This is a genomic window from Pseudomonas reidholzensis, from assembly GCF_900536025.1.
Classification (GTDB): domain Bacteria; phylum Pseudomonadota; class Gammaproteobacteria; order Pseudomonadales; family Pseudomonadaceae; genus Aquipseudomonas; species Aquipseudomonas reidholzensis.
On the sequence record NZ_UNOZ01000039.1, the window covers coordinates 1 to 13,795 of the forward strand.

The 13,795-nt window shown below is 64.1% G+C and carries 15 protein-coding genes and 1 pseudogene; 11 read left to right on the plus strand and 5 right to left on the minus strand.

All coding sequences use genetic code 11. From position 1 onward, the window contains the following. Positions 1-211 (minus strand): annotated as a pseudogene (locus tag CCOS865_RS26525) (DUF6436 domain-containing protein); the annotation flags it as partial. Between the two features lie 232 nt (positions 212-443). Between CCOS865_RS26525 and bipL the strand changes: the two are divergent. Continuing rightward, entirely contained in the window at positions 444-1,370 is a 927-nt protein-coding gene (gene bipL / locus CCOS865_RS26530) for a phospholipase BipL (protein ID WP_119146499.1), read from the plus strand. Here bipL and CCOS865_RS26535 read toward each other — a convergent pair whose 3' ends face one another. Continuing rightward, on the minus strand, positions 1,371-2,123 hold the full coding sequence (locus CCOS865_RS26535) for a DUF2059 domain-containing protein (protein ID WP_119146501.1): 753 nt from the start codon (positions 2,121-2,123) through the stop codon (positions 1,371-1,373). Positions 2,124-2,243: 120 nt separating this feature from the next. On the opposite strand from CCOS865_RS26535, the gene CCOS865_RS26540 reads away from it, so the two are divergent. Beyond that, on the plus strand, positions 2,244-2,867 hold the full coding sequence (locus tag CCOS865_RS26540; protein WP_119146503.1) for a 2OG-Fe(II) oxygenase: 624 nt from the start codon (positions 2,244-2,246) through the stop codon (positions 2,865-2,867). Next, on the plus strand, positions 2,854-3,369 hold the full coding sequence (locus tag CCOS865_RS26545) for a 2-thiouracil desulfurase family protein (RefSeq protein WP_119146505.1): 516 nt from the start codon (positions 2,854-2,856) through the stop codon (positions 3,367-3,369). The genes CCOS865_RS26540 and CCOS865_RS26545 overlap by 14 nt, the downstream gene beginning before the upstream one ends. Here CCOS865_RS26545 and CCOS865_RS26550 read toward each other — a convergent pair. After that, positions 3,353-3,841 carry a transporter substrate-binding domain-containing protein gene (locus tag CCOS865_RS26550; protein WP_119146508.1) on the minus strand — a complete coding sequence of 163 codons (489 nt, stop codon included), beginning with the start codon at positions 3,839-3,841 and terminating at the stop codon, positions 3,353-3,355. The genes CCOS865_RS26545 and CCOS865_RS26550 overlap by 17 nt on opposite strands. Before the next feature lie 224 nt (positions 3,842-4,065). Here CCOS865_RS26550 and CCOS865_RS26555 point away from each other — a divergent pair, with 224 nt between their 5' ends. Then, positions 4,066-4,542: a DUF4399 domain-containing protein gene (locus CCOS865_RS26555; protein WP_119146510.1), complete on the plus strand. Its 477-nt coding sequence runs from the start codon at positions 4,066-4,068 to the stop codon at positions 4,540-4,542. 64 nt (positions 4,543-4,606) lie between these two features. On the opposite strand, the gene serA is transcribed toward CCOS865_RS26555, so the two are convergent. Beyond that, positions 4,607-5,836 carry a phosphoglycerate dehydrogenase gene (gene serA / locus CCOS865_RS26560; protein WP_119146512.1) on the minus strand — a complete coding sequence of 410 codons (1,230 nt, stop codon included), beginning with the start codon at positions 5,834-5,836 and terminating at the stop codon, positions 4,607-4,609. Positions 5,837-6,006: 170 nt separating this feature from the next. Here serA and CCOS865_RS26565 point away from each other — a divergent pair, with 170 nt between their 5' ends. From CCOS865_RS26565 to CCOS865_RS26580, 4 genes are all read left to right on the plus strand, one after another. Continuing rightward, positions 6,007-7,404, plus strand: a complete 1,398-nt coding sequence (locus CCOS865_RS26565; RefSeq protein ID WP_119146514.1) for an FAD-binding oxidoreductase — start codon at positions 6,007-6,009, stop codon at positions 7,402-7,404. A 25-nt stretch (positions 7,405-7,429) separates the two neighbouring features. After that, the gene (locus CCOS865_RS26570) at positions 7,430-8,095 is read left to right on the plus strand and encodes a fumarylacetoacetate hydrolase family protein (protein WP_119146516.1); all 666 of its coding nucleotides are present in this window, start codon (positions 7,430-7,432) and stop codon (positions 8,093-8,095) included. Between the two features lie 150 nt (positions 8,096-8,245). Continuing rightward, the gene (locus tag CCOS865_RS26575) at positions 8,246-9,172 is read left to right on the plus strand and encodes an SdiA-regulated domain-containing protein (protein ID WP_119146518.1); all 927 of its coding nucleotides are present in this window, start codon (positions 8,246-8,248) and stop codon (positions 9,170-9,172) included. A 91-nt stretch (positions 9,173-9,263) separates the two neighbouring features. After that, positions 9,264-10,175 carry an SdiA-regulated domain-containing protein gene (locus CCOS865_RS26580; protein ID WP_119146520.1) on the plus strand — a complete coding sequence of 304 codons (912 nt, stop codon included), beginning with the start codon at positions 9,264-9,266 and terminating at the stop codon, positions 10,173-10,175. A gap of 93 nt (positions 10,176-10,268) precedes the next feature. On the opposite strand, the gene rpiA is transcribed toward CCOS865_RS26580, so the two are convergent. Then, complete coding sequence (gene rpiA / locus CCOS865_RS26585) at positions 10,269-10,943, minus strand: ribose-5-phosphate isomerase RpiA (RefSeq protein WP_119146523.1); 675 nt, start codon at positions 10,941-10,943, stop codon at positions 10,269-10,271. A 145-nt stretch (positions 10,944-11,088) separates the two neighbouring features. On the opposite strand from rpiA, the gene ilvA reads away from it, so the two are divergent. The 3 genes from ilvA to CCOS865_RS26600 all read left to right on the plus strand — a co-directional run bounded on the left by ilvA (position 11,089) and on the right by CCOS865_RS26600 (position 13,786). Continuing rightward, positions 11,089-12,603, plus strand: a complete 1,515-nt coding sequence (gene ilvA / locus CCOS865_RS26590; protein WP_119146525.1) for a threonine ammonia-lyase, biosynthetic — start codon at positions 11,089-11,091, stop codon at positions 12,601-12,603. Between the two features lie 106 nt (positions 12,604-12,709). Continuing rightward, positions 12,710-13,135, plus strand: coding sequence for a DUF2269 family protein (locus CCOS865_RS26595; RefSeq protein WP_119146527.1), 426 nt, complete (start codon positions 12,710-12,712; stop codon positions 13,133-13,135). Positions 13,136-13,306: 171 nt separating this feature from the next. Further along, positions 13,307-13,786: an RNA pyrophosphohydrolase gene (locus CCOS865_RS26600; protein ID WP_003249017.1), complete on the plus strand. Its 480-nt coding sequence runs from the start codon at positions 13,307-13,309 to the stop codon at positions 13,784-13,786. Positions 13,787-13,795 lie beyond the last annotated feature (9 nt).

Sequence of the window (13,795 nt, forward strand, 5' to 3'; positions counted from 1 at the left end):
AGGCCGGGTCCCAGAAGTGCACCACGCGGATCGGGCCCGGGCCGGCGAGGTCGTCGGGCAGGCGTAACTGGCTGCCGTCGAACAGGGTGGTCTGGTTGTCGAACGGGCGCAGGTAGCGCGCCTGGAAGCTGTCGTAGGCCCACCACAGGACGGCGGTGCAGAGCAGGATGGCAAGCAGTACAAGGCCGGATTTGATGACTCGATTATTCATGGGATTATCCGCGGGCCACATTGTGGGAGCGGCCTTGTGTCGCGAAAGGGCCGCAAAGCGGCCCCGGCAATCTCGGCGGCGACGCTGAAATCCTGGGGCCGCTTTGCGGCCCTTTCGCGACACAAGGCCGCTCCCACAGGGGGAAGAGTTGCTCATTCGAAGGTGGCCAAGCTTGCCACGATGCGACCCAGACCTGAATATCACAGATCAATACTCGCTCCGGATGTAGCCAATGCCCGCGCCTTTTCACCCCGACCTGCTGCGTACCAGCCTCGCGCCCCTCGCCGATCGCCAGGCGTTATCGGCCCAGGCGCTGGACTATCAGCGCTCGTACGGGCTCGACCTGCGCGTGCAGCGTTGGCTTGGCGGCTTCCAGGCCGGGGGCTTCGAGCTGGTCGGGCAGGTCTGGCTGCCCGAGCAGCCGGTGGCGACGATGTTCCTGCTGCACGGCTATTACGACCACATGGGCCTGTACCGGCATGTGATCGAATGGGCATTGGCGCAGGGCTACGCGGTCATCAGTTGTGACCTGCCCGGGCATGGCTTGTCCAGCGGTGAGCGGGCCAGCATCGCCGACTTCGCGCTCTATCAGCAGACGCTCGACGCGCTGTTCGAGCAGGCGCTACAGCTCGACCTGCCGCGGCCCTGGCACCTGTGCGGGCAGAGCACCGGCGGCGCCATTGCCGTCGATCACCTGCTGCACGCCGGCGAGCGCAGCCCGGTCGATGGCCAGGTGATCCTGCTCGCACCGCTGGTGCGGCCACGCGCCTGGCACTGGTCGAAGTTGAGTTACCGGGTGCTGCGGCACTTCGTCAACGGCATCGAGCGGCAGTTCAGCGAGAACAGCAACGACCCGGCTTTTCTGCCGTTCCTGCAGGCCGACCCCTTGCAACCGCGGCGCCTGCCGACCGCCTGGGTCGGGGCGCTGATGGCGTGGGTCAAGCGCATCGAGGCCGCGCCGCCGAGCCCGCGGCGGCCGTTGATCGTGCAAGGGGAAGCGGATGGCACGGTCGACTGGCCGTACAACCTCAAGGTGCTCAAGGCCAAGTTCGCCGATCCGCAGATCCTGATGCTGCCCGAGGCGCGCCATCACCTGGCCAATGAATTGCCGGGTACCCGCCAGCGCTACTTCGACTTCATCGCTCAGCGCCTGGGCTGATCACTGGGGGTTGTTGCCGCTCTGGCCGACGGCCAACCCGGCACGCACCGCGGCCAGCACCGCCTTGTAATAGGCCTGGCCTTCGGCTGACTCGGCAAACGTCGAGAACTCCTCCAGCTCGGCATCACTGAGGTCGCGGTAGACGTACAGCAGGGTATTGTTGAGGTCTTCACCGATCTGGTTCATCAGGCGCTGGCGCTGGCCATCGAGCAGGCCCTGGGCCTGGCCGCCGCCAAACAGGCCGGGGATCATCGAGCTCAGGCTGTCGGCCGCAACGCCAGCGATCGCCAGGCTGACTTCGGCACCGGCTTCCCGCGCGGGCAGGGCCTGGGCCAGGTGGCCGATGATCAGCTGGCGGGTGTCGCTGGCCTGGACCTTCGGCAGGCCCTTGGCATTTTTCGCCAGCTGGTCCTTGCGCGTGGCCAGCAATTCGGCGGCCACCACCTTGCGCCCCAGCGGCGACTGGAAGAACGCCAGGGCCGGTGCCGGGTCCGGCAGGTTGCTGCGCAGCTGTGCCTGGGCACGCTGGTCCATGGCCTGGGCCTGGAAGCGCTGGTTGCTGTTGCTCACCAGGGCCTGGTAAACCGCAGGCGGCAGACTGTTGCGGTAGCGCTGCTGGGCGGCGCTCACGGCATCGGTGAAGTGGGCGCGCTGGTCGGGCCAGCCGGCAGCCTTGTACAGCTGATCGAGGCTGTCTGCCCAGGCAGGCAGGGTACACATCATCAGCAACAGCAGGGAAAACAGACGGCGCATTCAGGACTCCTGTCGGCAGTGCGCTATTGTCCGTGGCGGGGTGTGAGTTTGTCGAGACGCAATGACGAACGTCAGCCAAGTGGCGCTGGAGGGGGGCAGGGCGAATGGATATGATGCGCCATGCACAACTCTCCCGAATTCCCGATGCTGTCAGCCATCGTCGACGACCTGGCCACCCAGGGCTGGTCCCAGCAGGCCCATTTTCTGCCTGCCGCGCTGGTCGCTGCACTGGCGACCGAGTGCCGGCGCCGCGCCGCCGAAGGCCAGCTCAACCCGGCCGGGGTCGGCCGTGGCGCTGCCCAGGAGGTGCGCGAGGCGATTCGTGGCGATCATATCCTCTGGCTCGAGCCGGGTGAGTCCGACGTCTGCGACCAGTACCTGACGGCCATGGACGACCTGCGCCAGGCGATCAACCAGGGCCTGTACCTCGGGATCGAGGATTACGAGTGCCACTTTGCCCTGTATCCGCCCGGCGCGTTCTATCGCCGTCACCTCGATCGCTTCCGCGATGATGACCGGCGTGCCGTGTCGGCGGTGTTCTACCTCAACCCTGACTGGCAGCCCGGCGATGGCGGCGAGCTGCGCATGTTCCTGGGCGATGAGCGCACGCATGACGTGCAGCCGACGGCGGGCACGCTGGTGGTGTTCCTGTCGGCTGAGATGCCCCATGAAGTGCTGGTGGCCGGGCGTGAACGGCTGTCCTTGACGGGCTGGTTCCGGCGGCGTGGCAATGAGCCGTTCTGAGTTGCCGCGGGTGTTGGTCAGCGCCTGCCTGCTCGGCCAGCCGGTGCGCTACGACGGGCGCGCCAGCGGCCATCCGGACCTGCTCCAGCGCTGGCAGGCCGAGGGCCGGGTAGTGCCGTTGTGCCCGGAGGTGGCCGGTGGCTTGCCGACGCCGCGCCCGCCTGCGGAGATCCCTGGCGGGCAGGGCGCACAGGTGCTTGCCGGGCAGGCGCAGGTGATTGCGCTGTCGGGCGAGGATTTCAGCGCGGCGTTCGTCGCCGGGGCGCAGGTTGCACTGGCCCTGGTGCGCCGGCATGCGATCAAGGTCGCCGTGCTCAAGGCCGGCAGCCCTTCGTGTGGCAACCGGCTGACCTACGACGGCACGTTCAGCGGGGTGAAGGTGCCGGGCGAGGGCGTGACGACCGCCTTGCTGCGCCGCGAAGGCGTGCTGGTGTTCAGCGAGCTGGAGCTGGAGGAGGCCCAGCGGGCGGTCGAGGCATTGGCGGTTACTGCCCGGCCGTAGCCTTTTCACCGCCCTCGAGCCATTTCTGTTCCAGCGCCGCGAGGCGGCCATCGTCCTTGATCCGCTGCAACGCGTTGTTGACCGCGCTCTCGAACGCCGGGTTGTCCTTCTGGAACGGGATCACAAGCTTGGCCTTGCCAAACGCTTCGCTGACGTCCAGCGCAGCCTCGGCCTTGTGTTCGGCATTCAGCTGATTCAGGGCGATGTCGAACTTGCCGCTCTCCACCCCTGGCAACACTTCGTCGGCAGGCGTCTCGATGAACTCGGCACGCAAGTCCAGTTCCTTGGCCAAGGCCTGGCCCAGCTCGATCTCGAAACCGGTGAGGTGCTCGGCTTCCTTGAACGCATAGGGCGGAGTGTCGGCTTGCACGGCAATGCGCAGTTCGCCCCGGTCGTTGATTTCGTCTATCAGCTCGGCCTGGGCCAACGGACTGATCAGTACTGCCAGCAGTACGCCAATGGTCAAACGCATGAGTGTCCCTTCTTGTTCGGCAGGTGAATTTCATTCGCCGCGGCTTTCTGTCTGCCCCGGTCGAACGCAGGCTATGACCTTCGCTCCCTGTTAATGTTTTAGTCCACGGTGAATTTTTTATGACGCCTGATTTAGACACATCGGACGCCAATTGGACTATGTTGAACATCCGCTGCCGACGATTTACCGGTGGCGGTCAATGAAGTGAATCACAGGAGAAGTGAATGAACAGCCTATTTTCGCGTGCTGCCGTTGCCGGTCTGCTGATGGGGGCCGCGGCATTCGCCAGTGCCGCAGACGGCCTCAAGAGCCACGAGCCGCAGAAAGACGCCAAGGTCTTCATCGTTTCCCCGGCGGATGGCGCAACGGTCGAGAAGACCTTCACCGTCAAGTTCGGCATCGAGGGCATGGCGCTCAAACCCGCGGGTGACCAGACCCCGCACAGCGGCCACCACCACCTGCTGGTGGACGTCGACAAGCAGCCGCTCGACGACATGCCGCTGCCGACCAGCCTGATGCCGGAGAACAACGCGCCGCTGCCTGCCGGGCCGCAGGTCTTGCATTTTGGCAAGGCGCAGACCGAGGCGACGATTACCCTGACCCCGGGCAAGCACACCCTGCAACTGGTGCTGGGTGACCAGTATCACGTGCCGTTCAAGCCGAGCGTCGAGTCGAAGAAGATCACCGTAGAGGTCAAGTAACGCTGGTTTCGAGACAAAAAAAGGGAGGCCACCAGGGCCTCCCTTTCTTATCCAGCGCAGAACCTTAGAACAGTACGCGCGAGCGGATGGTGCCCTTGACGTGCTGCAGTTTCTCTTGCGCCAGGTCCGAGTACTCGGCATCGACGTCGATCACCACATAACCGACTTTCTCGTCGGTCTGCAGGAACTGACCGGAGATGTTGATCCCGTTTTCGGCGAACACCTTGTTGATTTCGCTGAGCACGCCCGGAATGTTTTCGTGGATGTGCAGCAGGCGGTGTTTGCCTGGGTGGGCCGGCAGGGCAACTTCCGGGAAGTTGACCGACGACACCGACGTACCGTTGTCGCTGTACTTGACCAGCTTCTCGGCCACTTCCAGGCCGATGTTGGCCTGGGCTTCAGCGGTGGAACCGCCGATGTGCGGGGTCAGGATCACGTTGTCCAGGCCACGCAGCGGGCTTTCGAACTCGTCATCGTTGGAGCGTGGCTCGACCGGGAACACGTCGATGGCGGCGCCGATCAGGTGCTTGTCCTTGATGGCGTTGGCCAGGTGGTCGAGCTCGACCACGGTGCCACGGGCGGCGTTGATCAGGATAGAGCCCTTCTTCATCGCGCGGATTTCCTTCTCGCCGATCATCCACTGGGTGGACGGCAGCTCAGGCACGTGCAGCGAGACGATGTCGGCCAGGCCCAGCAGCTCGTTGAGGCTACCCACCTGGGTGGCGTTGCCCAGCGGCAGCTTGGTCAGCGGGTCGAAGAAGTACACCTGCATGCCGACGCTTTCAGCCAGGACCGACAGCTGGGTACCGATCGAGCCGTAGCCGACGATGCCGAGCTTCTTGCCGCGGATCTCGAACGAGTTGGCCGCGCTCTTGATCCAGCCACCACGGTGGCAGGCTGCGTTCTTCTCGGGGATGCCGCGCAGCAGCAGGATGGCTTCGGCCAGCACCAGCTCGGCCACCGAACGGGTGTTCGAGTACGGGGCGTTGAACACGGCGATACCGCGCTCACGGGCCGCGCCCAGGTCAACCTGGTTGGTGCCGATGCAGAAGCAGCCGACCGCGACCAGTTTCTTCGCGCAGTCGAAGAGTTCCTCGGTCAGCTGGGTGCGCGAACGAATACCGATGAAATGAGCATCGGCGATCTTTTCTTTCAGCTGCGCTTCCGGCAACGAACCCGTGTGGTATTCGATGTTGGTGTAGCCGGCAGCCTTGAGAGTATCGACCGCGTTCTGGTGCACACCTTCAAGAAGAAGGAACTTGATCTTGCTCTTGTCGAGAGAAGTCTTGCTCATCTGCGTAAACCTGTATCCCGGAGAAATAATGGCGAGGGGGTAATGCGGCGCGGCGTCGGCCTTAGCACGAACAGCGGGAGGGCTATGCTAGCATACGCGACACAATCTGAGCCCATACCGACAGGTGAAGAGTGCTCAGGGTGACTATGAATAAGTCGAGAGTTCCTGCGATGACCCACCCCGCAGTAATTGATGAGCTGATGACCCTGGTCGACCCTGGCAAGGTCCTTACCGACGCCGCTTCGCTCGAGGCCTACGGCAAGGACTGGACCCAGCATTATCCGCCCGCGCCAAGCGCCATCGTGTTGCCCAAGACCATAGAACAGGTGCAGGCGATCGTCGCCTGGGCCAACCGCCACCGCATCGCCCTGGTGCCGTCCGGCGGACGAACGGGCCTGTCGGCCGGTGCAGTGGCGGCCAACGGTGAAGTGGTCGTGGCGTTCGACTACATGAACCAGGTCCTTGCCTTCAATGCATTCGACCGCACCGTGGTCTGCCAGCCTGGCGTGGTTACCCGCCAGCTGCAGCAATTTGCCGAAGAGCACGGGCTGTATTACCCGGTCGACTTCGCCTCGTCCGGCTCCAGCCAGATTGGCGGCAACATCGGCACCAATGCCGGCGGCATCAAGGTGATTCGCTATGGCATGACCCGCAACTGGGTCGCCGGCCTGAAAGTGGTCACCGGCAAGGGCGAGCTGCTCGAGCTGAACAAGGACCTGATCAAGAACGCCACCGGCTACGACCTGCGCCAGCTGTTCATCGGCGCCGAGGGCACCCTGGGCTTCGTCGTCGAAGCGACCATGCGCCTCGACCGGGCGCCGCGCAACCTCACCGCGATGGTCCTGGGCACGCCTGACTTCGACTCGATCATGCCGGTGCTGCACGCCTTCCAGGGCCGCCTCGACCTGACCGCCTTCGAGTTCTTTTCCGACAAGGCGCTGGCCAAGGTCATGGGCCGTGGCGACGTACCGCCGCCGTTCGACACCGACTGCCCGTTCTATGCCTTGCTGGAGTTCGAGGCGAGCAACGAAGACGTGGCCAACGAGGCGCTGGCCACCTTCGAACACTGCGTCGAGCAGGGTTGGGTGCTCGATGGCGTGATGAGCCAGAGCGAAACCCAGCTGAAGAACCTGTGGAAGCTGCGCGAATACATTTCCGAGACCATCTCGCACTGGACCCCGTACAAGAACGACATCTCGGTCACCGTGTCGAAAGTGCCGGCGTTCCTGCGGGAGATCGACGCCATCGTCGCCGAGCACTACCCGGACTACGAAGTGGTCTGGTACGGCCACATAGGCGACGGCAACCTGCACTTGAACATCCTCAAGCCGGATGACATGAGCAAGGACGCGTTTTTCGCCTCCTGTGCGCGGGTCAACAAATGGGTGTTCGAGATCGTCGAGCGCTACAACGGTTCGATTTCCGCCGAGCATGGCGTCGGCATGACCAAGCGCGACTATCTGGCGTACAGCCGCTCGCCGGAGGAAATCGCCTGCATGAAGGCGATCAAGGCCGTTTTCGACCCTAACGGCATCATGAATCCGGGTAAGATCTTCGCTCCTGAATAAAAGCAGTAAGCAGAAGGAGTCGGCCATGAGTTACCAGCACCAGTACGTAGACGGCACGCGCATCCACTTCCCGCTGGGTAAAGTGGTCTGCATCGGGCGCAACTACGCCGAGCACGCCAAGGAACTGGACAACCCCATTCCGAGCGAGCCACTGCTGTTCATCAAGCCAGGCAGTTGCGTGGTACCGCTTGCCGGCGGCTTCAAGATCCCGACTGATCGTGGCTCGGTGCACTACGAGGCTGAGATTGCGGTGTTGCTGGGCAAGCCGCTGTCTGCCCACCCTTCGCAGGAAGAAGTGCTCGACGCGATCTCCGGCTTCGCCCCGGCGCTGGACCTGACCCTGCGTGACGTGCAGGCCAAGCTCAAGGAAAAGGGCCTGCCGTGGGAGCTGTGCAAGAGCTTCGATGGCGCCTGCGTGCTGCCGCCGTTCGTGGCCGCTGGCACCTTTGAAGACCTGACCGACATCCCGGTGCGCCTGACCATCAATGGCGCGGTGCGCCAGGACGGCAACAGCGCCATGATGCTCAACCCGATCGTGCCGATCATCCAGCACATTGCCGCGCACTTCTCGCTGCAGCCGGGGGACGTGATCCTCACCGGTACGCCTGCGGGTGTCGGGCCGTTCGAGGTGGGGGATGAGCTGGTGCTGGAACTGCCGGGTGCAAGCCGCTTCGAGAGCCGGGTGCTCTGATGCTCCAGCGGGTGTGGCAGGGTTGGCCCTGGCACACTCGCTGTCGCCGCTTGGCGTTTTTTTCACAAACAATCTGGATAATGCCCTCCTCTATATAGCCCTGCGCCGCGGTCAGGGAAAAACGCGGTATCCCCAGGAACCCTCCCCACCATGCCATCCCCCTCCAGCGCTTCACTTCCTCCGTCGCGCAAGCGTCGCGCGTTTCTGCGTTGGCCCGTCCTGCTGGGCGTTGCGGCCGTGATCGGCTATGGCCTGTCGGTCGCCATGCACTGGGATGACCGTGGTCTGCTGTGGCTCAAGGAGCGTTTCGAGAGCAGCAGTGAGCGCAAAGAAAGCGTGTGGCTGCCCGATTACACGGTAGACATCGACGCCAAGGTCTTGCCGGGGATGGAAGATGACGAAGCCTCGGACCTGGCCTACAACCGGCAAACCCGCACCCTGTTCGCGGTGATGGGCAAGAACCCGTTCCTGGTCGAGTTGAGCCTGGACGGCAATGTGCTGCGCAAGATGCCGCTCGAGGGCTGGGAAAACCCCGAAGGCCTGGCCGTGCTTGAAGACGGTTGGCTGGCCATCGTCGACGAGCGCGCGCACGACCTCACCCTGGTGAAGGTCGATGCCGCCACCACGTCGCTCAAGCGCGACGACTACCAGCGCTACGACCTGGGCAAGTCGGCCAAGAGCAACAAGGGTTTCGAAGCGATCGCCTGGGACCCGACGCGCCAGCGCCTGGTGATCGGCGAGGAGCGTCCGCCGAAGCTGTTCACCTGGAGCACCGACGGCCGCAGCCCGCTGACCGGCGACAAGCAGCCACTGGCCAGTGACCAGCTCGACCTGCGCAACCTGTCGGCACTGGGTGTCGACCCACGGACCGGCCACCTGCTGGTGTTGTCGGCCGACTCGAACATGCTCCTGGAGCTGGACGAGCACGGCGAGCAGGTCAGCTTCATGACCCTGCTGGGCGGCTTCAACGGCCTGGAAGACCGCGTGCCACGGGCCGAAGGCGTGGCGATGGACGAGCAGGGCACCCTGTACATGGTCAGCGAGCCAGACCTGTTCTATCGCTTCAAGAAGCACTGACCACAGGCTCGGATTTTTCCGATGCTGGCATTAAGCTTTACTTCAGCTGATCGTGGTTAGATTCGCCATCCTTTCGCTGAGTCTGCCTGCTATGCGCCGTTACCTTCGCCTGCCACTGCTGCTGTTGTTTCTCGGCGTCCCTGCGCTGCTCCTGATCGGGGTGGCAGGGCAGGAGTTTCGCCTGTTCGAGCGTGGCTGGTTCAACCTCAAGACCTGGTGGCAGCCCAGCGAACAGGGCATCGGCCTGAGCCGCTACCGGGTGGTGCTCGAGGCCATGCCCGTCGAAGGCCTGGATGAGGACATCTCCGCCCTGACCTACGATCCGGACCGCAAGACCCTGTTCACGGTCACCAACAAGCGCCCGGAGTTGATCGAGCTGTCCCTTGAAGGGCGCATTCTGCGCCGCATACCGTTGACCGGCTTTGGCGATCCTGAGGCGGTCGAGTACATCGGGCCGAGCAGCTACGTGATCACCGACGAGCGCCAGCAACGGCTGATCCGCGTGCATGTGGACGATGACACGCGCTTCCTCGACGCCAACGATGCCGAGCAACTGACCTTGGGTATCGGCCTGAATGGCAACAAGGGTTTTGAAGGCCTGGCCTACGACTCGGTCGGCAAGCGTCTGTTCGTGGCCAAGGAACGTGATCCGATGGTGATCTACGAGGTCCACGGCTTCCCCCACGACAACCCCGAGCAGCCCTATGCGGTGCATGTGGTTCAGGACCGCAAGCGCGATTCACGGTTGTTCGTGCGCGACCTGTCGAGCCTGCAGTTCGATGAGCGCAGCGGGCACCTGCTGGCCCTGTCGGACGAGTCGCGGCTGGTGGTGGAGCTGGATGTGAAGGGCAAGCCGCTGAGTACCTTGTCGCTGAACAAGGGTTACCAGGGGTTGCAGAACAACGTCCCACAGGCGGAAGGGATTGCCATGGACGATGCGGGGACGATCTATCTGGTGAGTGAGCCGAACCTGTTCTACGTATTCAAGCAGCCGGCTGACTGATGGCCCGTGAGGGCCTCCCACAGGAAGCGGCAGCAGTGCCGGACCTGTGGGAGCGGGTTGACCCGCGAACGAGGGCAACGCCGTCGCCGGGTGTTACTCGGCCTTCAGGCTCTTGACGCCTTCAGCGGTGCCCAGCAGCAGCAGGTCCGCCGGACGCGCTGCGAACAGGCCGTTGGTGACCACGCCGACAATTGCATTGATCTGGCTTTCCAGCGCCACCGGATCGGTGATCTGCAGGTTGAACACATCGAGGATGACGTTGCCGTTGTCGGTCAGCACGCCTTCGCGGTACACCGGATCGCCACCCAGCTTGACCAGTTGACGGGCCACATGGCTGCGGGCCATCGGGATCACTTCGACCGGCAGCGGGAAGGCACCCAGCACCGGCACCAGCTTGCTGCCGTCGGCGATGCAGATAAAGGTCTTGGCCACTGCCGCGACGATCTTCTCGCGGGTCAGGGCTGCGCCGCCGCCCTTGATCAGGTTCAGGTGCGCGTCGCTCTCGTCGGCGCCGTCCACGTAGAACTCCAGCTCGCTGACCGTGTTCAGCTCGTAGACCGGGATGCCATGGCCCTTGAGGCGCTGGGCAGTGGCCTCGGAGCTGGCGACCGCGCCGTCAAACGCCGTCTTGTGCTGAGCCAGGGCGTCGATGAAGAAGTTGGCGGTCGAACCGGTACCGACGCCGACGACGCTCTTGACATCCAGCTTGGGCAGAATGAAATCGACGGCGGCCTGGGCGGTGGCCTGTTTGAGTTGGTCCTGGGTCATGCGGGCTCCGAGTGGGGCTGGGGAGTTTCGAGAGGCGCGTAGTATAGCGGCAAGTGCCGGCAAAACCTCGGCTTTGCTGTGGTCCGCCGACGTAGCGCTGGGGTAGACTCGCAGCCCTTGTCCCGCGGCCAGTGATGCGTTCCCGATGCTCGAACAGTACGTCAAGAAGATCCTCACCTCGCGCGTCTATGACGTTGCGGTCGAAACCCCGCTGCACAGCGCCGGCCAGCTGAGCAAGCGCCTGGGCAACCAGGTCCTGCTCAAGCGTGAGGACCTGCAGCCGGTGTTCTCGTTCAAGATCCGTGGGGCGTACAACAAGCTGGCCCAGCTGACCCCTGAAGAACTCGCCCGCGGCGTGGTCACCGCCTCGGCGGGCAACCATGCCCAGGGCGTGGCCCTGGCAGCGCGCGAGCTGGGCATCAAGGCCACCATCGTGATGCCCAAGACCACCCCGGAGATCAAGATCGAAGGCGTGCGCTCGCGCGGCGGCAAGGTCGTGCTGCACGGTGATTCGTTCCCCGAGGCGCTGGCCTATTCGTTGAAGCTGGTCGAGGAAAAGGGCTTCGTCTATATCCACCCCTACGACGACCCGCACACCATCGCCGGCCAGGGCACCGTGGCCATGGAGATCCTCCGTCAGCACCCGGGCCGCCTGGATGCGATCTTCGTGCCGGTCGGTGGCGGCGGGTTGATCGCCGGCATCGCCGCCTACGTCAAATACCTCCGGCCCGAGATCAAGGTGATCGGTGTCGAACCGGACGACTCCAACTGCCTGCAGGCCGCGATGGCCGCTGGCGAGCGGGTGGTGCTGCCGCAGGTCGGGCTGTTTGCCGATGGCGTCGCGGTGGCCCAGATCGGCCAGCACACCTTCGATATCTGCAAGCTGCACGTCGACCAGGTGGTGACGGTCAGCACCGATGAAATCTGTGCGGCGATCAAGGATATCTACGACGATACCCGCTCGATCACCGAACCTGCTGGTGCGCTTGGCGTGGCCGGGATCAAGAAGTACGTCGAGATGACCGGTGTCACCGGCCATACCCTGGTGGCGATCGACTCCGGCGCCAACGTCAACTTCGACCGCCTGCGGCATGTCGCCGAGCGCGCCGAGCTGGGCGAGAAGCGCGAAGCGATCATCGCCGTGACCATCCCTGAGCGCCCGGGCAGCTTCAAGGCCTTCTGCGAGGCCATCGGCAAGCGCCAGATCACCGAGTTCAACTACCGCAAGCACACCTCGGACGAAGCGCACATCTTTGTCGGCGTGCAGACCCACCCGGAGAACGACCCGCGTGCGCTGCTGGTCCAGCAGTTGACCGACCAGGGCTTCCCGGTCACCGACCTGACCGATAACGAACTGGCCAAGCTGCATATCCGCCACATGGTCGGTGGGCATTCGGCGGGCGCCAGCGACGAGATCGTGCTGCGCTTCGAGTTCCCCGAGCGGCCGGGGGCGTTGTTCAACTTCCTCAACAAGCTGGGCGGGCGCTGGAATATCTCGATGTTCCACTACCGCAACCACGGCGCTGCCGACGGGCGCGTGGTGGCAGGGTTGCAGGTGCCTGCAGATGAGCGCCACCTGGTGCCGGCGGCGTTGGCCAAGATCGGTTACCCGTATTGGGACGAGACCGAGAACCCGGCTTACAGGCTGTTTCTGGGCTAAGGGGCTAAGCTAGCCCTCAAGGCCCTCTTCCCTGGGCACCCCGCGCCTTCGCAGGCGCGGGCTTGCCCGCGACAGGGCCAGCAAGCGCAACCCAAGGACCGCACACATGGAATACCTGACCACCCTCAAGGCCGCACACATCCTCGCCACCGTGCTGCTGCTGGCCAGCGCCCTCGGCCTGGCCCTCTGGACCTGGCGCGCCCGCCGCCGCGGCGATGCCGGGGTCTACGGCCAACTGCTGCGCCGCCCGCTGCTGTTCGTCTGGCTGCTGATGGGCGTGTGCCTGGTGAGCATGCCGTTCACCGGCTGGTGGCTGGTGCACCTGATCGGCTGGCCGCTCGGTCAGACTTGGGTATTGGCCTCCAGCGTCATCTATACCGTCGGCGCCTTCAGTGCCTGGTGGTTGCTGGTGCGTTTGAACCGGCTGCGTCGGGCCGAGCCTGTCGGGTTGCGGCTGACCCTGGCGCTGGCGCTGTTCAGTGGCGTGTGCTTCCTCTCCATCGCCGGGCTGATGGGCGCCAAGCCGGTCTGAAACCCCTGCGTCGCCGCTTCTGCCGCTTGCGCGGTGCGTCGGAACGCCGCACCGCCGCTCCCACCCCTCCAGGAAGTTTTTACCTGGCTGCACATAAGCGTGGCGGGCGCGTTGCTGCGCTCGTGAGCTTTGTGGAACAATGCGGTGACATGCGTTTGCGAGGTTGCTGCCGTGATCGACCCGGATGGTTTTCGCCCCAATGTCGGGATCATTCTCACGAATGATGCCGGGCAGGTGCTATGGGCTCGGCGGATCAACCAGGATGCCTGGCAGTTTCCCCAGGGTGGCATCAACCCTGACGAGACGCCGGAAGATGCCCTGTACCGTGAGCTGAATGAAGAAGTCGGCCTTGAGCGCGACGATGTGGAAATTCTTGCCTGCACCCGTGGCTGGTTGCGTTATCGTTTACCCCAGCGTCTGGTGCGTACGCACAGCCAACCGCTGTGCATCGGGCAAAAACAGAAGTGGTTCCTGCTGCGCCTGGTGAGCAATGAGCAACGGGTACGCATGGACCTTACCGGCAAACCGGAATTCGACGGCTGGCGCTGGGTCAGCTATTGGTATCCGTTGGGCCAGGTAGTGACATTCAAGCGCGAGGTCTACCGTCGCGCCCTGAAAGAGCTTGCACCGCGCCTGCTGACGCGCGACTGACGACGGAGT